This is a genomic window from Chitinophaga ginsengisoli (assembly GCF_003014595.1).
Classification (GTDB): Bacteria; Bacteroidota; Bacteroidia; order Chitinophagales; family Chitinophagaceae; genus Chitinophaga; species Chitinophaga ginsengisoli.
Genome location: NZ_PYGK01000016.1, coordinates 88,753 through 113,038 on the forward strand (window position 1 = coordinate 88,753; position 24,286 = coordinate 113,038).

Sequence of the window (24,286 nt, forward strand, 5' to 3'; positions counted from 1 at the left end):
ATTTACTTCTCAATCATATAATCATTCACTACCAGCACATCCAGGCCTGTAGTATAAAACATCCCGATGGCGTCTTCCAGTGAATGCAGAATAGGTTTCCCCATGATGTTTAAACTCGTATTGAGTACAATGGGGATGCCTGTGATATCATAGAACGATTTGATGAGCTTATAATAAGAGGCATTCCATTCTTTTTTCACTGTCTGCAGTCTGCCGGTGTGATTAGCATGGACAACAGCGGGTACTTTACTCTTCACTTCTTTCCTGAAAATAAGCGTACGCTCCATATACGGTGTTTCCTGATAATTCTCAAAGTAGGTATCTCCGAATTCATGTAAGATAGATGGCGCAAAGGGACGGAATTCTTCCCTGAACTTCACCATGGAGTTGATCTTGTTCTTCATGTCTTCGGGTCTGGGATCGGCGAGGATACTACGATTACCGAGGGACCGCGGACCGAATTCCGCTCTTCCCTGTACCCAGGCTACCAGTTTACCCTCAGCCAGTTTTGCCGCTGTTTCTTTATGGATACTGAGCGGCAGGTGGCGGATATTGCTGACCTTTCCTAATTGTAACATCCGTTTGATGGCTTCTTCCTGGATAGTGGAACCCAGGTAGGGTGTAAAGAAAGATCTGCTACCCAGTTTTAGTGCAGGATTATCTTCTTTGAGTGCCAGCATGGCGGCGCCTATCGAATTGCCATCATCGGCAGGTGCAGAAGGCACGAATAGTTTGCGGAAGCCGGTGGTGCTGGTCACCGTTCCGTTAAAGGAAGAATTCAGTCCGCAGCCACCGCCGATGACAAGATTAGGCGAGAGCTTCAGGGCTTCCACATCTTTCAGCATAGCCGTAGTCAATTCAGCGAAACAGGTCTGTCCGGTAAAAGCCAGATCAGCCGCCGTCCATGGATCACTGTCGGGTGCCCGTTTGAATGCGTCCAGTTCTCTTAATATAGCAGTGATCCTTTCTACAGGAGGATAATGTAGCCGCAGGTTTTCATAGCGGCATAATTCCTTGATGAGCTTATATGCCTCCGGAATGATCTTGCCGTAAGGTGCAAGCCCCATTACTTTCCATTCCTCACCGGTAAACCAGTCGAACCCGCATAAAGTGGTGATCATTTCATACAGCCAGCCCAGACTTTGTGGTCCTTTATGTAGTCTGACCTCCTTCAGTTTGTCCTGTTCATAATGGTAAATGGAGATGGAACCGCCTTCCCCATATCCGTCTATAACGGCACAGGCAGCATTGTCGTAGGGGCTGGTATAACAGGCGTAGGCAGCATGCGCCAGGTGATGGGAATAGCTGCGGAAGCTTGCCCTGCTTTCTGGGAAGTGTTGCTGTAAGGCTAGCAGGATACCCGTGCCGGCATTTTTCTGGTACTGATGCTGCAGTTTGAGGATTGTGTAAATGGAAGCCTTGGAAAAGATATACCTGGAGGGCAGTTGCAACAGGGGATTCGTCAGGCTCTTTTCCGAGAAGAATCCCAGTCTTTCCAGCCTGTCCAGGAACTGCAGGTAGTCCTGGCTCCATGAAGTGGCTACTACAAAGGAAGCGCCTCTTTTACAGTACTTTTTCAGTGTGCGGCCGATGTCGAAGTTGTCGGCAGGACAGCTCAGGCCCCGTTTGTATTGCAGCTTCCGCTCTGTCGCTTCTGCGAATAAGACCTCTCCCTGATTGTTCATAATAGCAATAGAGGAGTCGTGGAATGTATTTGAAAGACCGATGTAGTATGTTTCCATTACACTTTATATTCATTTAGGATGTTTGCGATTTCCTCATCAGAGATCATGCTGATCTCGGCAATCAGCAGGTCTTCATGATCAACGGCGGTTTTATTGATGGCTGAGAAAAGATAGCCTGATAGGGCAGCTATGGTCGGATACTGAAAGAAGTGAGACATGGGAATGGTAAGACCGGTAACCGCCACCAGCTTATTTTTAAGAGTGCTAAGCATGATGGAGTCAAACCCTGTTTCAAAATAAGGCCGGTCAGTTATCAGGGGTTCATCCTGTGTAAGTCCCAATACCTCTTTTGCCAATGCTTTTACCAGTTCCAGCATGCCTTCCTTATCTCCGGGCAATACAGCCGTTTTTTCCGCCGCATTGTCCTCCTGCGATGTCTGATACCATTCGGCAGGGAGATAGGGCTGTAACCAGTCTGGAAATGCTTGTCCCGGGGTGATATTTAAAGCGGCATATACGGCACCCCGGGTATTGATCAGTGATTCCATCAGTCTGATCCCTTCCCGGCTTTCAAAGGGACGTACGCCCAGCTGTTCAAAATGGGAGACAAGTGATGCCGCCATAGCAGAATGTTTCCAGGGCCCCCAGCAGATGCTGACACAGGGTAAATGCTGTGCTTTGCGCAATAGCGCCAGTGTATTCAGCAGGTAATTGGCGGCACTATAGTTCGTTTGGCCGGCATTACCTGTCAGGGATACGGTGGAGGAGAACAGCACAAAGAAGTCCGGTTGCCATTGCTGACTTAGCTGATGCAGTTCCCAGGCATGCTGCACTTTGCCTTCAAATATCGATGTAAAGCTCTCGGTTGTATGTGATATCAGCAGCTTATCATTGATCGTTCCTGCAGTATGAATAATGCCTTTAACGTTGGTAATACCAGCCGCCAGTAGTCGTTGTTGTAATGGCTCACCTGCATTCATCCGTATATAGGTCACCTTGCAACCCTGCTGTTCCCATTGGGAATGCAGGATCTCTTTTAAGGGGCTTCTGCCGGTGATCACAATATGCCGTGCGCCCTTTTGTATCAGCCATTGTACAGCTAATGTACCGAGGCTTCCGAAGCCACCGGTGACGAGGTAAGTATTGTCCTTCTGAATGGAAAGTGCTGGTGCCTTTTGAACAATGGGCTGTTCTTCCAATGCAGGAATGAACCATTGACCATCCCTGATCAAAAATTGTAAGCCCGTGACGGGTAGCTGCTGACTGATAAGCAACAGTGCAGTATCATATTCGTTTGTGCTGATATCTATGATATGGAGCTGTACATGTTCAAGTTCGTGTTTCAGGGAAATGAAGAATCCCCACAGCATACTACTTTGCAGATTGACGGCTGCATGATGCTGGTGTACGTTATTCGTAATGATGATAAATCTTTCGCAGGAAGCCAGCCGGATCTTTTCTGTGAGGGCAACCACCTGTAACAGCTCCTGCTGATCAATGATGGTCGCCCTGGCATCAAACTGGTTAGAGAGATAACACACCGTCATCTCCGGGCTTATTGCAGGTATTGCCGTAACCGGAGCAATAACAGTGTCCATACCTGCTGCCCGCAATTGCTGCTGCCAGCTTTCCGCCATCTCCTGCTGCTGATCATAAAGGATCATGTGTAGGTTGACCCCGGAGGTTTCTTCTGGCTGGATCTGTTTATATACCAGTTCAGAAATGGTGTTTGCATAGGTATCTGCTGATGTGGTCAGCTTCCCTTGTCCGGCTACAAACAAAGGCATCCAGTATTTCCTGCGTTGGAATGGATACGGCGCCATGGCCAGATGCTGTAGCTGGTAGCCATTCTCTCCTTGTTTCCAATCTACCCGTATACCGTTCCTTTGCAGGACGGCCAGGCTTTCCAGGAACTGGGCAACGGCAGATTTACCCCTTCTTAACGAAGGAATAGCTTCTATGGAAGACAGTTGCAGGTTGCTGACCATATTGGTCAATACCGGCTGTGGGCCCAGCTCCAGGCATATCGTGCACCCTGACTGCTGTATTGAATGAATAGAATCGTTATACCTCACGGCCTGCAACATGTGTTGCGACCAGTAGGCAGGATCCTGTTGCTGTGTTTCACTCAAAACATGCCCTGTAATATTGGATATGACGGGAATAGCCGCTTGTCCACGCCGGATCTTTGCTGACGTCTGCATCAGCGCTGCTGCTGCAGGTGCCATTAAAGGAGAGTGGAATGCATGCGATACATTCAACGGTGCACCGGCAACATCTTTCAGGTTGTTCTTCAACTGTTGCAGCTGATCTGCTTTTCCGGATACCACTGTTTGCTGCGGTGCATTTACACAGGCTATATACAGGTCAAGCCCGGATGCTGTTATCAATTCCCTTGTCTTTGCTTCTGAGACATTCAGCGATAGCATACCCGTGCCTGCCGGTAGTTCCTGCATCAGTCTTGCTCTGTCGCTGATCAACATAATGGCGTCTTCCAGGTGTAGTAATCCTGCCACACACCATGCGGTGAATTCTCCTATGCTGTGCCCCATAGCTATCGCCGGAGTGATACCGAAACTCTTATACAAAACAGACAATGCATAGGACAGACAGAAGAGTGCTGGTTGTGTAAAGCGTGTCTGATCGATCCGTTTATCAGGATCTTCTTTAAAGAGGATATCCGAGAGGGAGATACTGTTGTTATGTTTTGCGTACAGTTGACTACATTCATCTACCGCCTGGCGGAAAACGGGGTAGTATTCATACAGCTCTTTTCCCATGCCAGTGTACTGTGAGCCCTGTCCGGTAAACTGGAACCCAAGCACTTGTTTTGCTTGTTTGCTATATACGGCCTGTTCCTCGGAGAACTTTGCCAATGAGGCAGCAAGGTGTTCTTTGCTGTTTGTTACACAATGCCAGTGATAAGGTAGGAGATTATTCCTCCTGTTGATATTGTAAGTAATATCCCCGATAGTGTCTGTTGTACGGTTGATATATTGCTGCAGATCATGCACCATTTCTTTCAGCGCAGCTACGGAATGAGCTGACAAGGTGCAGACATAACTACCCTTATCGGGCGACGTATAGTGGGTAGCGGCAGGGGCCTCTATGATAGCATGGGCATTGGTACCGCTGAAACCAAATGAACTGAGGCCTGCGATCCTTCTTTTATCTGCGGGCCAGCTAACAGGTTGGTCAACTACTTTTATCTGTGCCGTGTTCCAGGGTATCAGTGGGTTGGGCCGATGAAAATGAAGATTACCAGGCAGCTGTTGGTGCCGGAAGGACAACAGTATCTTCATCAGTCCTGCGATACCGGCAGCGGATTCCAGGTGCCCGATATTGGATTTGAGGCTGCCCGTCAACAGTGGATGCTGTCTGTTGCTGGTACGGTAAGCTTGTTGTAGTGCTTCTACCTCCAGCGGATCGCCCAGGGAAGTACCGGTTCCATGTGCTTCTACATAGTCAACTTCTTCTGGTGCAATGCCTGCCAGCAAGATCGCTTTGCTCAGCAATCTTTGCTGTGCCAGTCCGTTGGGTGCTGTGAGCCCGTTACTTTTCCCGTCCTGATTGATAGCGGAGCTTCGGATCACACCCAGTATGGCATCCCCGTTCTCTATCGCCGCAGCCAGTGGTTTCAGCACAATGAGAGCACATCCTTCTCCACGGCCGTAACCGTCTGCTGATGCATCAAATGTCTTACATCTGCCATCGGGCGATAATGCCTGTATCCGAGTCAGCGCGACTGTTGGTTCGGGGGCGAGCATCAGGTTCACGCCACCGGCAATGGCCATGGAGCAGTCGCCCGACTGTAAACTTTTACAGGCGTAGTGAATCGCCACCAGGGAGGAAGAACAAGCTGTATTGATCACCATGGCAGGCCCATTCAGATCGAAGAAATAAGACAGTCTGCCGGCAGCCGTACTGGTGATGGTGCCTGTCAGGGAATAAGGGTCTATGGCTTCCATATCATCAGAACAGATATGCGCCCGCATATAATCGCTGTGGCTAAGACCAAGGAACACCCCTGTATCCGTGTGCTGAATGGCAGGAAGCGGATAACCCGCATCCTGCAACGCAAGGAACGCGGTTTCCAGCAGCATACGCTGTTGTGGGTCCAGTGCTGCAGCTTCCTTTGGCGAAATACCAAAGAAGCCCGCATCAAATAGTTCCGGATGATCTACAAAACTACCGGCAGCGAATGCCTTGTTACCCTCTGGCATCTGCCACCTTTCTACCGGTATGGCGGTCACCGGGTCGATACCTTTGATCAGCAGTTCCCATAACTTTTCCGGATCATTAGCGCCGCCCGGGAATTTGCCAGCCATACCAATAATTGCTACCGGTTCAAATGCAGTTTGCCGGTTTACAATATGTTTTTCCTGCTTCACCGTAGCCAGGTGTTCTGCCAGGCGGTGAATGGTCGGGTATTCAAATACGACAGTGGGACTTAAACTCAATTGTGTAACCTGGTTGATCCTGTTGATCAGTTCTGTGCCTTTCAGCGAGTCAAATCCGAGATCGGTCAGCGGTACATCCGTTTGTATATCAGTGATGCCAAATAGGGTAGTGATTTCCTGTTGTATCAGTTGTATATAAGTGTTGTATTGCGATATTTTACTTGCTGCAGGCGCCTTTTTCGAAAGGTATTCGGCTGCCAGTTTTCGCCTTTGCAATTTACCGCTGGTCGTTTTCGGAATACGGCTTACTGGTACCACTGCTTTTACTACAAGACCGAAGTGTTTCAGGATAGCCTTCCTGACCTGTTCTGCAATCCCTCCAAACTGTTGTTCGGACCCTCTATATTGTACAAAGATGACCAGCTCTTCTCCGTTATTATCAGCAGGTATAGAAGCTGCTGCTGTTTTAGTAAGTCCGAATAGCTTCCCGTCTTCTACCTCCAGTACTCTTTCCAGGTCGTAAGGGTAATAGTTCAACCCGTTGATGATGATCATCTCTTTCTCGCGACCCGCGATATACAAATTGCCTTCATGAATAAAACCGGTGTCTCCGGTTTTCAGCCAGCCGTCGGCAGAGAAAGTATCCTTGTCCTCCAGCTGATAGTAGCCGGTAGTAATGCTCAGGCCTTTCAACTGTATATTGCCTGTTTTTCCATCTGCAAGGGGCTGGTCACGCTTATCAGTAATCCTCAGCTGCACATATTGTGAAGCCTGACCACAGGATACAAGGGTAATAGCCTGCGGCGATCCTTCCGCTACAAATTCAACAGTTCCTTCATGCTGCAGGCTTAACCTGTTCACTGTGACCGTTATAACAGGTTTGCCGGATGGATGAAAGGACGCCATCAATGTGGCCTCCGCCATTCCGTAAGCCGGCAACATCACCTCACTGCTGATGTTATGTGGTTTAAGTGTAGTAACGAATTGTTCAATCAAAGGATGGGAGATGCTTTCGGCGCCGTTATAGATAGATCTCAGGCAGCTGAGGTCCCATTGTACTTCCTGCTTTTTGCTCTCATAATCCTGTAGGAAGTATTTGTACCCGAAATTTGGAGAGTAGCCGATATTGCCCCTGTGCTGATCAACTTTATGCATCCAGATCATGGGATGCCTGATGAACAGGGCAGTAGGGATCAGTACAAGATTAAATCCTACCAGCAGGCTTTTAAATACACAGCCCACCAGACCCATGTCATGCGTGAGCGGCAGCCAGGATACACCTGTTTCACCTGCTTTCATATTTGCGCTATTGGCAATGGCGTCGACGTTGCTCAGCACATTCATATGGGAGATCATGATACCCTTTGGCTGTCCGGTAGAACCGGAAGAGAATTGCAGATAAGCAATGTCGTGAGAGGATGCAGCATGAATAATGTGTGCAGGTTTGATATCTGTTGTCCACTGTACTATAAAAGGTTGAATGTCCTGCCACCATTGTGCTTCACTTACAGCAAAAAATTGTTCAAGCCTGGACAAGCTTTCAGTATCTGCAAACAGGAAGGGGTGCTTCATGATGCGCCAGGCGTTCCTGATCTTTTGTTTATGTTCATCCTGTGTACCTGTGGCCAGCGGTACAGCGATGATTCCGCCCAGTATACAGGCCAGGAAGGCAATGACAAACTTCCTGTTGTCATCAGTCTGTATCAATAACTCATCTCCCTTTTTTACACCATGATGGGTGAAATGGCCCAGTAATCCTTTAGCCGCATCAATCAGCTGTCCGTGCGTCAGTGTGTCTTCTTCAGCGATTCCTTTAACGAAAACGATCTTTCTTTCATGGAGATCAGGGCGGTTAAGGATAGCGGTATGTATGTCCGGGAATTGAATAAAGCCTTGGTGCATAGTGGTGCGTTATTGAGAGATGATCTTACCATATTCCATTTCTATGACTTTGTCAAACTGCTCGGTATACTTGTCATCATGCGAAACCATGATAACAGTTTTTCCTTTCAGGCGGAATGAGGGTAATACTTCTGTATAAAAGAATTTCTTAAAACCCGGGTCCTGGTCGGCAGTGACTTCATCGAGGATCATGATGGGCTTATCTTCCAGCAGGGTGCAGATCAACGCCAGCCTTTTACGCTGACCGGTAGACAGTCGTACATTACTGAAATTCGTGCCGTTAAAATGTGTCTTATGTGATAATCCCATCAGGTTAATGTACTCATTCACTTTATCAGCATTGAGGTTGGGAATGCCATATATTTTAGGAAACAGATGAAAGTCAGTAAAGATGGTGGAGAACCAGAAGCGATAATCTTCTTTATCGAAATTCCGGAGCTCTGTTCCGTTCACCAGGATGCGCCCGGACGCCGGATGATAAAGACTGGTCAGCACTTTCAGGAAGGTGGACTTTCCGCTGCCGTTACCTCCGATCACGCAGATCAGCGATCCCTTTTTTAGTGTGAAATTTATCGGCCCTAGTGTGAAGGAAGACTGCCTCTCCTCGTCCATGTAGTCATATACCACATTCTCCAGTTTGATCTCTTCGAACGGCGGCAGGGCAGGATGGGACTTAGGCGTATCGTTTTCAGCATATGACGAGATCTTCTGTTCCAGGTGATCGATATTTTGTGTAGCCTGTATCGCTTTGGCAAACAGGGGAATGGTGGTAACGATATTCTCAAGGGGGCCGATCACGAATAGGATAGAAGCTGTCAGGCGGGTGAGCGTGCCTGTATACAATGTCTGGAACTGCGGCAGCAGGAAAATGATAGAAGCCAGCAGCAGGTAAAAGACCATCTCGGAGAACATATAACCCACCGCAAAACGTAGTCCGCTGCTGGTCTTGACCTCCTTGCCATAATCAGCTGTCTGCCTGACATCAGTAAACAACTGTTCATTTTTCAGATGATTGATCTTTATTTCCTTAAATCCTTCTATAAGGTTTTCTATATGATCATAAAAAGCAGCTTCATTTTTATTGGCCTCTCTCAGTTCCCGGTTAATATCATTTTGCCTCCGGAGAAAGTAGGAGATAGCAATGACCAGGATTACGATAGTAGCGGCAAAGGCGGTGAATGAGAGGAAACCGATATAGATCAGTGCAAAGGTGACGAGTACAAGCGCCTGGAAGGCATTGATGATCACGGCGGCCGACTGTGAAATGAAATTCGTGTCGTTGGATACACGTGTGAAGATCTCATCTTTCCCAATGGACTCCATAGGTGACAGTTCACAGCGTCTTAGTTTCTCCAGTATCCGGAGGCGAAGGCTGTAAACGGCATTTTCTACTATGATAACAGATTTCCGGAGGATATATCTTTTAGTGATATAAAATATAGTTAATGCTATGGCAAACAGCAGGAGATATTTCACCTGTACTTCTCCTTCTCCGGCCGAGTTGGCGGCGGCATTCAAAACGGATAGTAATACTGCATTGACGATACCGGATATGACTGTATAAAAGATGATGGTCCTTTTGGGTATATCTGAATGTTCAAGAACCATTCTGAGGTATAACTTATATCCAGCTGGCCGGGCTGCGTCTTTATTATTCTGATCGGGCATGTGTTTTTGAATAAGCGCTAATTTACAATCAGGGTGATGAACCCTTACCACATATTCCTGTAGTCTTTAGCGACAATAGATGACCCGGTATCAGGTTTTTTTTTTAGCTTCGTTCACATCAAAACATATTCAGTTACGGTCATTCATATTAAATAAAATACCATGACTTTAGATAAACTGAGCAGCATATTAGGCGACGAAGCCAGGGACTTACTGGAGCATAAATGTACCAAGGTCACCAAAGAACAGCTTCACCTTCCTTCCCCGCAATTCCTCGACGATCACTTTACCTTTTCCAACAGAAATGCGCAGACCCTGCGAAGTCTGGCGCAGTTATACAACAATGGGCGACTGGCCGGTACGGGGTATGTATCCATCCTGCCCATCGATCAGGGTATTGAACATAGTGGAGGTGCTTCTTTTGCACCCAACCCTATGTATTTTGATCCGGAGAATATAGTCCGGCTTGCTATCGAGGGGGGATGTAATGCAGTTGCTACCACCTTCGGGGGATTGGCATTGATGTCCCGCCGTTATGCCCATAAAATACCTTTCATCGTTAAGATCAATCACAATGAGCTGCTTTCTTATCCGAACACTTACGATCAAACGATGTTCGGTTCTGTAAGGGATGCCTGGAACCTGGGTGCCGTAGCCGTAGGGGCAACCATTTACTTCGGTTCTGAAGAGTCGAGGCGGCAGATCGTGGAAGTGTCAAAAGCCTTCGAGGAAGCACATGAACTGGGGATGGCGGCGATATTGTGGTGTTACCTGCGTAATGATGCTTTTAAATCAGGCGGGAAAGACTATCACGTAGCTGCTGATCTCACAGGGCAGGCCAATCACCTGGGTGTTACGATACAGGCAGATATTATCAAACAGAAATTGCCTGAAATTAATGGCGGATACAAGGCGCTGAATATGGGCAACAGCGCTTACGGTAAACTGGATGAGCGTATGTATACTGAGCTGACCACGGAACATCCGATTGACTGGTGCCGGTACCAGGTGTTGAACTGTTATAGCGGGCGTATTGGGTTGATCAATTCAGGAGGTGCGTCTTCTGGCGCCAGCGATCTGAAAGAAGCAGTACGTACAGCGGTGATCAATAAGCGCGCCGGTGGTATGGGACTCATTTCCGGAAGGAAAGCCTTTCAGCGGCCTTTTGAACAAGGCGTACAACTGTTACAGGCTATCCAGGATGTATATCTTTCTCCGGAGGTAGCTATTGCTTAAACACCTACGCCACATTTATGATAGTGGCATAATATATCATCGCCTGCAGGACAATAAATACCCTGTAGGCGATGATATGGATAACATCAGACAGACCCTTTATTCGGCTGTAGCAGGATCAATGATGGCGGTAACCGCTTTCACTGAATTGGCAGGAAAACCTCCTTTCCTTGCGTGTTCCCGAACCATTTCTTCACTGGGGGCAATGTAAACACAATAGATCTTGTCGTTCGTCACGTAACTCTGTACCCATTGGATTTCCGGTCCCATATTACGCAGTACTTCACAGGAAGATTGTGATACCCCCTTTAATTGTTCGGCAGTTAATTGCCCTGCCCCTGGGATCTCGCGTTCTATTACATACTTTGGCATGGTGTATGGATTTATCTGATAACAATCCAATAAGTTCTTTAGTTCTTCAGTTGCCAGATAATATGCGTGAAATATATTGCCCTGCCCGGTGCCTAACAACTGATTTACACGATGGTATATTGATTGATTCGTATTATATTTATAACGCTGGTAAATGTTCGAGATAAATTTATAAGACTGAATGACTCCTGATTATCTCCGTGTATACGTTTTTCCCCTTTGTATTTTTTTGCTCCTTTTTTGCAACTGCAATAAAGCTGCTGATCCTTTCCGGAAGGTGTGGGTGGCCCGGGAGAATGGCAAATATATTTTGTACAGGAATGGCGCTCCCTTTGTAGTAAGAGGAGGATCTGGCTTTACGCATATGGCCCGGCTGAAAGCAATCGGTGGCAATACGATCCGTACCTGGGATACCGTCGGATTGGGAGCTATTCTCGATGAAGCGGCCGCGAATAACCTGGCTGTTATTGCCGGTTTCTATGTTCCCGAAAGTAAATACCTGGATTATTTCTACCGCAACAAGGAAAAAGTAGATAGCCAGTATGCCGCTTTCCGTGAGACAGTGCGGCGTTACCGTTCGCATCCTGCATTGCTGATGTGGTGCCTGGGAAATGAAGTGGATTTCCCATTCAAAGCCCGGTATAATAAGTTCTATGATGTATATAACGGCTTGCTGGATATGATACATACCGAGGATCCCGATCATCCTGTTACAACAACCATGGTCAATTACCAGTTCAGGAACGTGATGAACATACAGCTGAAAGTACCGGGACTGGACATACTTTCATTTAATGTTTTTGGTGATCTTAAAAATCTGCAACGTAATCTGGCTTCATTTAACTGGTTGTGGAATGGCCCTTTCCTGATAACGGAATGGGGCATATTTTCCCCGCAGGAATCAAAACGTACCGCATGGGGTGTTCCTATAGAGCAAACAAGTACAGTAAAAGCCTGGTTCTACCGCGATTTTTATACAAGCCATCTTCCAGTAAATAATCCCCGTTTCCTTGGCGCACTTACATTTTACTGGGGATTTAAGGAGGAGGTAACACCTACCTGGTACAGTGTTCTTGACGAGAATGGCGCAGCAACTGAGATAGCAGGCGATATGCAGACGTTGTGGACAGGCACTGCACCCAGGCACAGGGCTCCCGCATTGGAGGAGATGCTGGTAAACGGGAAAAAAGCAGCCGACAATATTTTAATGCAGCCAGGTGTATTACAAACCGCCGAAATCAAATTGAAAATGCCTGTAGCAAAGGGACTGCGGGTTGTCTGGAAAGTGCTGGATGAAGATTTTGATCCCCATAGTAACGACCTGCCTGTGGAACGCAACGCAGATATTATCCCGGCTGATAGTTTCAGTGTTACATTCAGGGCGCCAACAAAAGAAGGTCCATACCGGATCTATTCCTGGATTTATGATGCTTGCGGTAACGTGGCAACAGCCAATACACCTTTTTACGTAGTAGGACAATAATAATATGGCAATACGCAAGCGCGTTTCTCCGCCTTCTAAAAGAGAGTTATTTATTCTCCGGGTTATGATCATTACCGGATTGATCAGCTTATGCTTACTGCTGTTCTGCCTTTTCAGTCCTGCCAACCAGGGGAATCGCCCGTTGTATTGGTTATTGATATCTGCTATCATCTTTTCCTGTCTGAAGATACTGCATGAGTGGTATCACTATTTCTATATTACCATTCCTGAAAGACCTGTCTCCACATCTCAGCCTACGGTAGATATCCTCACCACATTCTGCGCCGGCGAGCCTTATGAAATGATCGTTAATACACTCACCGCCATGCAGGCGATCACTTACCCACATACCAGCTATCTCTGTGATGAGGCGAACGATCCCTTCCTGAAAGAGACCTGTGAGCGTTTAGGTGTACGTCATGTTACAAGAAATAATCGTATAAACGCAAAAGCCGGTAACATTAACAATGCCTTACAATATGCCAGCGGAGAGCTGTGTGTGGTGATGGACCCCGATCATGTGCCGACGCCCGATTTCCTGGACAGGGTAGTACCATACTTTGATGATCCGCAGATAGGTTTTGTACAGATCGTGCAGGCGTATAGTAATATCGGCGACAGCATCATCGCCAAAGGCGCTGCGCAGCAAACCTTCCAGTTCTATGGCCCCATGATGATGACAATGCATAAGTATGGTACCGTACAGGCTATCGGCGCTAACTGTACTTTCCGGAGGAGTGCCCTGGATAGTATTGGCGGCCATGCAGCGGGACTGGCGGAGGATATGCATACGGCTATGCAGCTACATGCAAAAGGTTGGCAATCGGTGTATGTACCGGAAGTACTGACCCTGGGTCTGGTGCCTTCCACGCTTTCGGCGTATTATAAGCAACAATTGAAATGGTCGAGGGGCACCTTCGAACTGCTGGTGACCAGCTATCCGGAATTGTTCAGGAAATTTACCTGGCGGCAGAAACTCCATTACGGCATATTGCCGTTCCACTATTTTGCGGGTGTCATATTCCTGATCAACTTCCTGGTACCGGTACTATCCCTGTGTCTGGGGGTAATACCCTTTCAACTGGACCTGGTATCATTCGGTATACTTGGCTTGCCTTTCGTCTGCACTACGCTGCTGATCCGGCACTTTGTACAACGATGGGTGATGGGAGAAGAGGAAAGCGGATTTCACATGGTAGGTGGATTGCTGTTGATTGGTGCCTGGTGGATCTATATACTCGGACTGGTATATACGGTGATCCGTAAAAAGGTGCCTTATATTCCTACGCCGAAAGACGATAAAGACACTACCAGCTGGAAGCTGCTGATTCCCAATGCCACCGTTTTATTGATTTCCGCAGCTGCCATTGTCTATGGGTTATGGCGGGACTGGACACCTTTCTCGGGGGTAATGGCGGGTCTCGCTTTCCTGAACTGCCTGATCATGTTGTTCAATATAATGGCCGGTATCTGGAAAGGACGTATGATGAAAGCCATACCTGTTACATTTGCAGAGGTGTTATACAACCACTATTATGTCTGGAAGATAAGGCTGTGGAAACTGCGTCATAGCGGGTATGTGATGGTAAGAAAAACAGCCCTTTTCCTGACTTTGCTGGTATGTGGATTTACCGCCTGGTTCATTTATGAGGATACAAAACCGCCTGCCAGTTATGCCGGCCGGCCCATTATAATGGAACCTGTTTTTTTAACAGGCATTTTTAGTCCCGCTAATACCTCCGGCTTAACGTCCATGCAGGACGTGGGGCGCTATAACCAGCTGACGGACGCCCGCTTTGATATCGTGTCATGTTACATTCCATGGGGAGATGCTGCCCGTTGTTTTCTGCAGGACTCCCTGATGAATGCCATATATCAGACAGATGCCGTCCCAATGATCACCTGGGAACCCTGGGCTGGATTGTTCCATGTTTCCCGGGAAGATACTTCGTTGATGAGGGAACGGAAAATGATGCAGCATATCAGCCAGGGGTACTTCGATGAGTACCTGCAAAAATTTGCGGAGCAGGTGAGGAAACTGGAACGGCCTGTTTTCATCCGGTTTGGTCATGAACCTGACAATCCTGCCTATCCCTGGTCGGGTACCGGATTGAATACGCCGGAAGAATATGTACAGGCCTGGAGGTATGTGCATGACTACTTCGACCGTGCCGGCGCCCGCAATGCGATATGGGTGTGGACCCCCTGGAAGCCGGAAGCGGTAGCGCAATACTTCCCGGGCAATGGATATGTTGACTGGTTGGGTGTAACCATATTGAATTATGGCAGTTCGCAGTCCGACGGGAAATGGTATACTTTCCAGCAGCTGTATACACCTTATCATAATAAGCCGCTGTTTCGTGCTGGTCTGCCCGTTATGGTAGCAGAACTGGGATCCCTGAAAAAGGCGGGCAACCAGCAAGGCTGGTTACAGGATGCTTTTGCAGACATGGGTGGTCATTTCCCTGAGATAAAGGCCGCTGTGCTTTTCAACAGCAGTTATGATCTGAATATTGTCAGTAAAAAAGACAGTGGAATGCTGGACTGGAAATTGTCAGCGCCCCTGGCTTCCTTAAAGGCAATGTACAGATTACAAAAGAATGATAACGATATCGCCTGTCCCTTGCCAGCGCTTGCCGCAGCTCCGGTCATTCCTCGTCATGAGTGGCTGAGGGATACCGTCAGGGGAGTGATCTACTCCAAAGCCATCCCCTGGTTCAGAAGCCGGCATACCTTAACCCGCAGGGAGGTAACGAAAGACCTGAAAGATATGCAGCACCTGGGTATTAATACCCTCAGGAGATATGGCCCTGGCGTTTATGATCATAACATTCTTGCTGTGGCCAACGAGACCGGGATGAAGATACAGTATGCCTTCTGGATGCCCGACCAGGACCCTGATATTACAAAGGTGCAGTATCGTGATGATTTCAGGGAGTCGGTGATAGCTACCGTGCGGAAAAGAAAGGACGACAAAAGTATTATTAGCTGGCATCTCGGAAATAATGCCTGGCACAGGCTGCAGCGGATGTATGTAAAGCCTTCATTATTGCGTCACGAGGATGAGTATCTGCACTGGTTGCGGGAACTGGTACAGGAAATCAAAGCAGTGGACCCGGGAAGACCTGTAACACTGGACGTACCCCTGGATAGCCAGGTTACGACCACTTTACAGACCTTTGCCTCAGCCATACCCGAAATATCCTGCCTCGGACTGGCCACGCCGGATGACACCACAAAGATTACCCTGCCGGAAACAACAATCCCCTGGTTTATAAGCGGGATTAGCGTAGATCAATACATTGCCACTGCTACAAAGAAACCCCTGTTTATCAGCTCCTGGCAGGATGTTGAAACCAGGAATGTCGTTACCTTCAACGGGTTGCTGGACCATGAACGGCATTATAAACCGGCTTATTCACGATTGGCGGATTACTGGCATGTGAAAACGGACGCTCCCCGGTTACCACCGGTGAAAATTCTGCGTCCGGCCCAGATAACATATCCCGGTATGGTCTTGTCCTATCATGCATTGGTCTATAGTAACGGTATGTGGAACCTGCAAGATCCTATCAACCGCAAGCTGCACTTTGAATGGTTCCTGTATAAAACGGATGGCTGGGGGAATGCCATTTACATGCACCGCCTGGGTACAGGACGGGGCATTCAACTCAGTATACCTGATTCCCCTGAGCTTTACAGGTTATACCTGATAGTCAGTAAGGATGGTTATGCGGTAAATGCCAGCTCCCCACTCAATACACCGTTCAGGATGGAGTAATTACACAACTTATTTTCACATGTTATTTTTTAGACATTTGTAGATTTTCTATCTTTGCGCCGCTAGTGGAATGCAAATAACAGATCCTATACCTTATGCTTAGTGCTACTATGAAGAGAACCGCAGGGCGGACGTTGAAAATTGTTTCGATAACTGCGGGGGGAATGATACTATTACTTTTTCTGCTGCCGCTCCTGTTTCCGGCGGCCGTGTCAGACAGAATAAAAGCATGGGCTAACCATAATATCACTGGCGAGATCAATTTTTCAAAAGCGAGATTATCCTTCTTTAATCACTTTCCCACTCTCACCTTAACACTGTACGATTTCAGCCTGAAGGGATCAGCTCCTTTTGAGCAGGATACACTGGTATCGGCAGACGAAATAGCGTTGGGCGTCAATCTGGGGAGTATCTTTTCAAAAGCTACCCGGGTCGATAAGATCTATCTCACAAAAGGGAATATACATGTATTGGTGGATACCGAAGGGCGTCCCAATTATAACGTATACCAGCCTGCTGCGCCTTCGCGGAAATCGACCGACAGTAGCAGCGTGTCGCTGAAGATAGAAAAGATACAGCTGGAGCACTGTAAGATCATCTACAATGATAAATCCCTGACCCTGCAGATAAGGGCCCGGGAAGTGAATTATACGGGTAAGGGCGACCTGGATCAGTCGCAGTTCGACCTGTATTCTCATATCGGCATCGCCTCCTTCGACCTGGCCTATGGCGGAGTACCTTATATACAGTCCAAGAAACTGGACGGTAACCTGATCACCCGGATCAATACGAAGTCGCTGAATTTCATTTTCGAGAGGAATGACCTGAAGATCAATCAGCTGCCGATGAAATTGAATGGTGCCTTCAGCTTCCTGAAGAACGGGTATAAAATGGATTTTAAGCTGAGCTCCGGGGAATCGACCCTGGAAGCACTTTTCAGTGCTTTACCAGCGAAATACACTTCCTGGAGGGAGCATACCGACATCAAAGGCTATGCTGAGGTAAATGCCTCATTAGCAGGTAAGTACATCGCTAAGACTAACAAGATGCCTGACCTCACGTTTAGCATGAAGGTGAGGGACGGAGAAATTTCCAGCTCAGGGGCGCCTTATGCTATTGAAGGCCTGCGCTTGGATTTCGGGGCCCGGTTACCAGAGATGAACCCTGATAAGTTTACCATCAACGTTGACTCAGCCTTCTTTAAGCTGGACAAAGGATATTTCAGCTCAGATATTAAAATAACGGGCCTGACTAAACCGGACATTCACGCTAAGATGAGTGCCGATCTGGATATGGAGAAGTGGGGAAAGGCAATGGGATGGGATGCCTTCGATCTGAAAGGACGCTTTCAGGCCAGTCTGCAGGCCGACGGCAGATATGCACAATATACAGCGAACAATGGCCCCGGGCATGAATCGGACCTGGTGATCAGCAGTATACCCGTATTTGATTTCAAAGCTACGCTCAATGATGGTTACCTGAAATTCAGGGATGTACGGGAGCCGATCCGGCATATTGGGTTTGATGTACAGGCATCCTGTGCGGATAACAACTATGCCAATGTGCACGTGAACGTGAGTAAGATCAATGCGGAGGTGTTAGGCAACTATATCAAAGGATATTTGCATCTGACCAACGCGCAGGAGCCACAGGTGGATGCCAGCCTGAAAGGTCTGGTGCATATGGGGGATGTAGAGAAGTTTTATCCGTTGGATGGCGTAGACCTGGGTGGTGAACTGAACATCAATATCTTAAGTAAGGGGATCTATCAGCCCGCAAGAAATCTATTCCCGGTAACTACTGCCTCCCTGACGATGGACAACGGAGCGGTACATACGAAGTACTATAAACATCCGGTAGAAAAGATCAATGTCAATGCTACGCTGACAGATACCGCCGGTAGTTTACAGGCGTTGAAGATCGATATTAAACCGATATCCTTCGACTTTGAGGGTCAGACATTTACCCTCAAAGCAGCACTGAACAATTTTGATGATCTGCATTATAATATCCTGGCCAATGGCGTCATCGATCTTGGAAAGATCTACCAGGTATTGGGCCGGGAAGGATATGACGCCAAAGGTTATATCAAAGCAGATCTGACCCTGCAGGGTACGAAGAGTGATGCGATGAACAGCCAGTACGACAGGCTCCTGAATAAGGGTACGCTGACGCTGAGGGATGTAGCCGTGAAAGCTGCCCGTTTCCCGTTGCCTTTCTATATCAACAATGGCGTTTTCCGCTTTGAGGAAGATAAGATGTGGTTTGACAAATTTGAAGCACATTACGGCAAATCTGATCTCCGCCTGGATGGTCATTTATATAACCTGATCGCTTATGCTACACAGAAGAACCAACGCCTTCAGGGCGCCTTTAACCTGAAGAGCAGTTACATCCTGGTGGATGAGCTGATGTCGTATAACAGCGATCCTTATTCGGGAGATGAACCCGGGACTTCCGGTGTAGTCGTGATACCGGATAACCTGTCTCTCACCCTGAATGCCGCAGCAGATAAAGCCAGTTTCCGGGGGATAGATATACAGCATTTCCATGGTCAGCTACAGGTCGACAACGGCGGCCTGCAGATGAGTAATACCGGCTTTAATATCATCGGGGCGCCGGTTGCAATGGAGGCTCAGTATAACAGCCTGAATAACGAAAGTGCCGACTTTGACTATCATATCAACGCGCGGGAATTCGATATCAAGCGAGCTTATAACGAGATCCCGCTGTTCCATGACATGGTTTCTTCTGCGTCTTCCGCCAGTGGCATTGTGGGGCTGGATTATCATGTCAGTGGCAGGTTCAGGGAGAATATGCAGCTGGTGTATCCATCTCTGAAAGGAGAGGGGGTGCTGTCATTGAAGAAGATTAAGCTGAAAGGTTTCAAACTGTTCAATGCAGTGAGCAATAGCACAAAAAGGAATATCAAAGATCCGAACCTGTCTGAGGTAGAAATAAAATCCACTATCAGTAATAATATCATCACCATCGAGCGGACAAAGATGCGTATAGCTGGCTTCCGTCCCCGTTTTGAAGGACAGGTAAGTTTCAACGGAAGACTGAACCTGAAAGGGCGTATAGGTTTGCCTCCCTTGGGTATCTGGGGTATACCTTTCAACGTTACGGGAACACAGACAAATCCTCACGTAAAACTGAAAAGGGGAAGTGATAAGGATTCGCTGGATAAGGAATCGGCGGATTGATGATAGGTGTTTCCACCTGTATTTGATCCGGTAGGTATTTCATATTTTACGATATTATTATATTTATCAGATAATCTGTACTGATGAAGTCCCGATATTTATCCTTATGCGGCCTGATAATCTGTCTGTCTTTTTCCACAGTTCATGCACAGGATATCATTTCCGCAGATAGTTTATCGAAAGCGATACGCAAAATCGATGTGGAAGAAGAGCTTATCCAAGAGAATGAGCAATTGCGTCATATGGTGGATTCCCTGGATAGGGGATTGAATAACTGGAGATACCGTGCGCTGGCGGTGATAGATGAATCCCGATACGAAATAAAGCTATACCAATTACTGTATGCGATCGAAACAGCTAAAAATGTGAATGATGGGGATATTTATAAGTGGTTTGGGAAAATGCTGACTGTAGATTATAAAGCCAATGGGGAAGTGGATAAACTGCATATCCGGGCTGACTCTTATTACCTGGATGCAGGTTATGCAGACAAAAAGTCGCTGAAGTACCGGTTATTCCGGGCCATTGAAGAAAAATCGATTGTGTCTTCATACCCTGTTACATCCCGGCTCATCATTCAGCAAAAATTATTATTGAAAGATACGACTGAGGTTGGGCTTGCTACGGTTGATCCGATGGGCATAAGGAGAATAGAATTTCCACAGTTGAGCAGCAAGGCAATACCACTGGAAGAGAAACAAAGGAAAGCAGATCAGCTGCTGAATTTTATCATGACGGTATCTGGCAGTAAGCCCTTTGAAAGATATTCTTTTCCTACTTATCAATCACTGGAAAAGAAAGAGGTGCCTAATAAAGACATCAACAAGTTACTGAAGATCCGTTATTCCTATATTCTGTATTTAAAGAAGCAATATGAAAAAATGTAAGCTCATTGCTATGCTCATCGTATTGGTTATGACGATGACAAATGCAGTTGCCCAGATCCAATTAAAAGACGAGACACAAAGGGCTTTTGATAGTGCAATGGCGATGGTGGCGGTGACAGTTCCTGAAATGAGCGAGGATTCTTCTGCTATTACCTATTTTAAACTGGAACAGGCGAAATTAAGCCTGCAACAATACCAGTTTGACCTGCAACATCAGAAAAGAGCATTCACCTGGCAGTTTTATAGTGGCATCCTTATCTTCTTCCTGGTCATCATTATCGTAGTGGCCGGGCTGGTATTATCATACCGGCAGTTCTTGTTGCAGGAAAAGATCGTCCATAAATGGATGAGTTCCAAGACACCGGGAGGTGCTACGCCGCAGCCCGAAGTACCGGATTCGGAGTTTTCTTTGGGGAAGGATGGTATTAAGTTTAACTCAGCGGTGATAGGGTTGTCTATTATGTTCTTGTCAGTCGTGTTTCTGATAGCGTATCTGACTTATGTGTATCCGATTACGTTGATAAAGTGAAATTTGGAGCTCGATCCATTAACTTTGGATATCCGGAATATATTTCCATGTTCCAACTTATATTCCACTTATCACCTTATCTTTATATCGGAATGGAAGACTAGTAGAACGGACTTTGATAATAGCTTGATCATCCTTTGATCGGTCGCGAACGATCAACATACGATCAATCTACGACCAACCTACGATCAACCTGCGAACAACCTCTGATTTAACCTATGATTTAGCGCTCCGAAGGCCAAGGAGCATCCTATTACTCACTTTAAAATACCTTATAGCCTCCATCTCGAAAAGATCACTAACAATTCAAACAGCGTTAACCCACGCTCTCACTTACGTTTTTAACCCGATTTAATCACCTGACATTAAAACCCTTATTTTATGGGAAAGTATCTCAAAGGCATCTTAGGCCCATTTTCCGGCCTGGTAGGGACCGTAGTAGGTGCCAGTTGGAAAGGCATCTCTGTAATGCGTAGCCGGTCAGTAAAAAGTAATAGACCAGCAACGGAAAATCAGATGAAGCAACGCACCGCGTTCGCCCTCATGACCGAGTTTCTCAATCCTATTCGCGATCTGATAAATGTTGGTTTCCAGACATATCAAAAAGGACTTACGCCTTACAATGCCGCGTTTAAGATCAATCTTGAAAAGGGAATCACCGGTGTTTACCCTGCCCTGACGATCAACTATCCACAGATAGTGATCGGTAAAGGACGGCTGCTGGCTCCTCCCGAATTTGCAACTGCTACTACGACAGCAGCCCGGCTGGACTTCACCTGGGTAAATAACGCAGGTACCGACAGTACCAACGGTACGGACTTACTGACCATATTGCTTTACAATCCTTTGAAACAGTCGCATGTACAGGCTGTAGGCGTTGCTACCAGATCCAGCCAGACTTATAACATGACCGTGCCGGCCCAGTGGTCAACAGACACCGTTCATGTATGGGTGCTGTTTGTCAGCTTTGATGGAAAGATAAATTCAGAGTCCCGGTATTTAGGCGATATGGAAATTCAATAGTTTCTCCAACTTTTCTTGTTCCAGGTAAAGCGAGCCTACGGTTAAAATTGTTAACTCGCGGTAAGCTCCGAAGATGAAAGGGACGAGGAATTATTTAGTCCTCTTCCCTCCGGAGACTCCGAAGGGGAGAGGACATTAACATCACGACATTAAATCCTAATACTATGGCACGACTTAAAAAAGGGCTGTTAAACGGCTTCTTCGGAGCCATTGGCAATGTAGAAGGTTATGAACAAGATGGCCAGTATATTATCCGCTCACGGCGGATTCAGGGATCTCAGCCACCCAGTGAAAAACAGTTGGCCTGCAGGGAGAAAATGCGGATTACCAATCAGTTGTTAAGCCGATTCTCTGAGTTTGTAAAGCTCGGTTTTGCTAAACCATCCAAAGACCGTTCCTTTAGAGCCTATAGCGCGGCTGTGGCCTATCAGCTAACACACGCCATTATTGGCAGTTATCCTAACTATGAAATAGATTATAGTAAACTTCGCGTTGCAGAAGGCCCTATCGATACGGACGGACTTAGCCCTTCTGTATCTTTACAAAGTAATACCTTACTATTCAGCTGGACACCAGCTGCCAACTATCCGGATAGTACAGACCATGTAATGCTCCTGGCATATGCGCCGGCATTAAAACAGGCTGTCTGTAATTTGTGCGGCGCAAAGAGAAGGATTGGTCAGGAAATATTGGAACTACCAGAGACCTGGCAGCAACAAAGAATAGAAACTTATATGGCATTTAGAGGTGAGATAAACAGACAGTGTAGTAATAGTATCTATTTGGGCAGCGTTTTTGGATGAAAGAGATTTTGAAAGATGATCTATATTGCGGTTGCTTGCAGTCCTGGAAAGGCGAATGCGATCCTTATTCTTAGGATGGCATTCGCTTTGTGTAATCTGCTAGCCCTTACCGGTAAATCTTGACTCCAAATAAATTTCGCAAATAATAACCAAGGCTATAAATACAGCAAAGGAGCAAAATGTTATCGTGAGATGTCGAGGGCTTTTCCTAATTGAATAACTTATTTGCGCTACTATCAGCGCGAGGGCGATAAAAGCAACTATAAACTCATAAATATAGAATTGAACCATTGACAAATTATAATACAGATAATAACTACCATTCAGTCCGGATTTTTCAGTTAAGGTAGCATAGCCTGTCCAGCCATATGTGACCAGAATAAGCAGACAAATTGGAATAAGAATAATTGGGAGTATAGAATGATACAACTTTAGTTCTTCGCGCATTTTGTTAAAATAATAGGTTAGAGTAAATAAGCATGCAAAAATTGAGAAAATAAATTTCTGCTGCAATTAGTCTGGATACTAATTGAAATATTGGCTATTGCAGATGATTTGAAACCTGTCCCATATTCTTGTAATTTATCTACCAGCCTTTCTATATTCTATGTACGAAATCCCGGGCAAATTTGCCTAAACGCAAAACTCATCATATATTGCAATATCCGTATCGTTGGATGTTGTCAGGGAGGCGTGGCCCAACCTAACCTATTCCAATCGATTTCCGTCTAAAAAGAGATTTCGAAATTTTGTGTTTGGTAATTCCCTTAAAACCTCAATCGTACTTCGATGCTCGCTGTAACTTTGTATTTTCTCATCAGTATTGCCTCGTTTTTGATAGCCGCTTCAATTAATGTAACGCTCACTAATGCTGGGCTTACTAAAGGCTTGAACCCAATTGGTGAATTAGTTAGTATACTGGGTGCTTTTTTTTCAATCAAAATGCTGCTTGTTACGCCGTTAAATGCGCAGGTGCTGGTTTTTCCGATGTTTATTCTCGTCGCAGGTGTATTGATAGCTATCTTTCTCAAGACCCTGCTTGGAAATGTTGCAGACACCAATTATGGAATCTGTACGTGCCTTGACCATCTTATAGCAGATGTAAAAGATGACTTCAGGCGAAATCTTGTGAAAGCTGGACAGACCCGGATCGTTCTATTTGCGAAAAATTGCCTGTTCTATATCTTTTTTGCCTTGTCGACCATTCTACTAGCTATTTTCTGTAGCATCTTGGATCTAATACTGCTCTACTTCCACTTTTATCTGTATGTACCAGGCTTTATATAAACATCCAGTGCCATTGGTCGCGTA

General features: G+C 46.6%; 13 protein-coding genes. 9 read left to right on the top strand and 4 right to left on the bottom strand.

Annotated elements, in window-relative coordinates; all coding sequences use genetic code 11:
• Positions 1–2: 2 nt before the first annotated feature.
• Genes CLV42_RS27460 through CLV42_RS27470 form a run of 3 tightly spaced genes read right to left on the bottom strand, consistent with a single transcriptional unit; the run spans position 3 to position 9,655 of the window.
• On the bottom strand, positions 3–1,742 hold the full coding sequence (locus tag CLV42_RS27460; protein ID WP_106605147.1) for a carbamoyltransferase family protein: 1,740 nt from the start codon (positions 1,740–1,742) through the stop codon (positions 3–5).
• Positions 1,742–7,987, bottom strand: a complete 6,246-nt coding sequence (locus CLV42_RS27465; RefSeq protein ID WP_106605148.1) for a type I polyketide synthase — start codon at positions 7,985–7,987, stop codon at positions 1,742–1,744. Before CLV42_RS27465 ends, CLV42_RS27460 begins: the two co-directional genes overlap by 1 nt.
• Positions 7,988–7,996: 9 nt before the next feature.
• On the bottom strand, positions 7,997–9,655 hold the full coding sequence (locus CLV42_RS27470; RefSeq protein ID WP_106605149.1) for a cyclic peptide export ABC transporter: 1,659 nt from the start codon (positions 9,653–9,655) through the stop codon (positions 7,997–7,999).
• Between the two features lie 162 nt (positions 9,656–9,817).
• Here CLV42_RS27470 and CLV42_RS27475 point away from each other — a divergent pair, with 162 nt between their 5' ends.
• Positions 9,818–10,891, top strand: coding sequence for a class I fructose-bisphosphate aldolase (locus CLV42_RS27475; RefSeq protein ID WP_106605150.1), 1,074 nt, complete (start codon positions 9,818–9,820; stop codon positions 10,889–10,891).
• Positions 10,892–10,990: 99 nt separating this feature from the next.
• Here CLV42_RS27475 and CLV42_RS27480 read toward each other — a convergent pair whose 3' ends face one another.
• Positions 10,991–11,263, bottom strand: a complete 273-nt coding sequence (locus CLV42_RS27480) for a DUF4242 domain-containing protein (RefSeq protein WP_106605242.1) — start codon at positions 11,261–11,263, stop codon at positions 10,991–10,993.
• 229 nt (positions 11,264–11,492) lie between these two features.
• Here CLV42_RS27480 and CLV42_RS27485 point away from each other — a divergent pair, with 229 nt between their 5' ends.
• The 8 genes from CLV42_RS27485 (at position 11,493) to CLV42_RS27525 (ending at position 24,262) form a co-directional block, all read left to right on the top strand.
• Complete coding sequence (locus CLV42_RS27485) at positions 11,493–12,746, top strand: glycoside hydrolase family 2 TIM barrel-domain containing protein (protein WP_170117677.1); 1,254 nt, start codon at positions 11,493–11,495, stop codon at positions 12,744–12,746.
• Between the two features lie 4 nt (positions 12,747–12,750).
• Entirely contained in the window at positions 12,751–16,527 is a 3,777-nt protein-coding gene (locus CLV42_RS34030; RefSeq protein ID WP_170117678.1) for a glycosyltransferase, read from the top strand.
• 110 nt (positions 16,528–16,637) lie between these two features.
• On the top strand, positions 16,638–19,733 hold the full coding sequence (locus CLV42_RS27495; RefSeq protein WP_262510012.1) for an AsmA family protein: 3,096 nt from the start codon (positions 16,638–16,640) through the stop codon (positions 19,731–19,733).
• 83 nt (positions 19,734–19,816) lie between these two features.
• A complete protein-coding gene (locus CLV42_RS27500) occupies positions 19,817–20,620 on the top strand; it encodes a hypothetical protein (protein WP_106605153.1) in 804 nt (267 codons plus the stop codon).
• On the top strand, positions 20,607–21,149 hold the full coding sequence (locus CLV42_RS27505) for a hypothetical protein (RefSeq protein ID WP_106605154.1): 543 nt from the start codon (positions 20,607–20,609) through the stop codon (positions 21,147–21,149). The genes CLV42_RS27500 and CLV42_RS27505 overlap by 14 nt, the downstream gene beginning before the upstream one ends.
• A 381-nt stretch (positions 21,150–21,530) precedes the next feature.
• A complete protein-coding gene (locus CLV42_RS27510; protein ID WP_106605155.1) occupies positions 21,531–22,172 on the top strand; it encodes a DUF6266 family protein in 642 nt (213 codons plus the stop codon).
• A gap of 164 nt (positions 22,173–22,336) precedes the next feature.
• Positions 22,337–22,975 (top strand): DUF6266 family protein, encoded by a 639-nt coding sequence (locus CLV42_RS27515; RefSeq protein ID WP_106605156.1) that lies wholly within the window; start codon positions 22,337–22,339, stop codon positions 22,973–22,975.
• 789 nt (positions 22,976–23,764) lie between these two features.
• A complete protein-coding gene (locus CLV42_RS27525; RefSeq protein ID WP_106605158.1) occupies positions 23,765–24,262 on the top strand; it encodes a hypothetical protein in 498 nt (165 codons plus the stop codon).
• Positions 24,263–24,286 lie beyond the last annotated feature (24 nt).

Bases quoted from the DNA above. Each gene is read 5' to 3' on its own strand.
- CLV42_RS27460 (WP_106605147.1), bottom strand. From the start codon at position 1,742: ATGGAAACATACTACATCGGTCTTTCAAATACATTCCACGACTCCTCT.
- CLV42_RS27465 (WP_106605148.1), bottom strand. From the start codon at position 7,987: ATGCACCAAGGCTTTATTCAATTCCCGGACATACATACCGCTATCCTT.
- CLV42_RS27470 (WP_106605149.1), bottom strand. From the start codon at position 9,655: ATGCCCGATCAGAATAATAAAGACGCAGCCCGGCCAGCTGGATATAAG.
- CLV42_RS27475 (WP_106605150.1), top strand. From the start codon at position 9,818: ATGACTTTAGATAAACTGAGCAGCATATTAGGCGACGAAGCCAGGGAC.
- CLV42_RS27480 (WP_106605242.1), bottom strand. From the start codon at position 11,263: ATGCCAAAGTATGTAATAGAACGCGAGATCCCAGGGGCAGGGCAATTA.
- CLV42_RS34030 (WP_170117678.1), top strand. From the start codon at position 12,751: ATGGCAATACGCAAGCGCGTTTCTCCGCCTTCTAAAAGAGAGTTATTT.
- CLV42_RS27495 (WP_262510012.1), top strand. From the start codon at position 16,638: ATGAAGAGAACCGCAGGGCGGACGTTGAAAATTGTTTCGATAACTGCG.
- CLV42_RS27500 (WP_106605153.1), top strand. From the start codon at position 19,817: ATGAAGTCCCGATATTTATCCTTATGCGGCCTGATAATCTGTCTGTCT.
- CLV42_RS27505 (WP_106605154.1), top strand. From the start codon at position 20,607: ATGAAAAAATGTAAGCTCATTGCTATGCTCATCGTATTGGTTATGACG.
- CLV42_RS27510 (WP_106605155.1), top strand. From the start codon at position 21,531: ATGGGAAAGTATCTCAAAGGCATCTTAGGCCCATTTTCCGGCCTGGTA.
- CLV42_RS27515 (WP_106605156.1), top strand. From the start codon at position 22,337: ATGGCACGACTTAAAAAAGGGCTGTTAAACGGCTTCTTCGGAGCCATT.
- CLV42_RS27525 (WP_106605158.1), top strand. From the start codon at position 23,765: ATGCTCGCTGTAACTTTGTATTTTCTCATCAGTATTGCCTCGTTTTTG.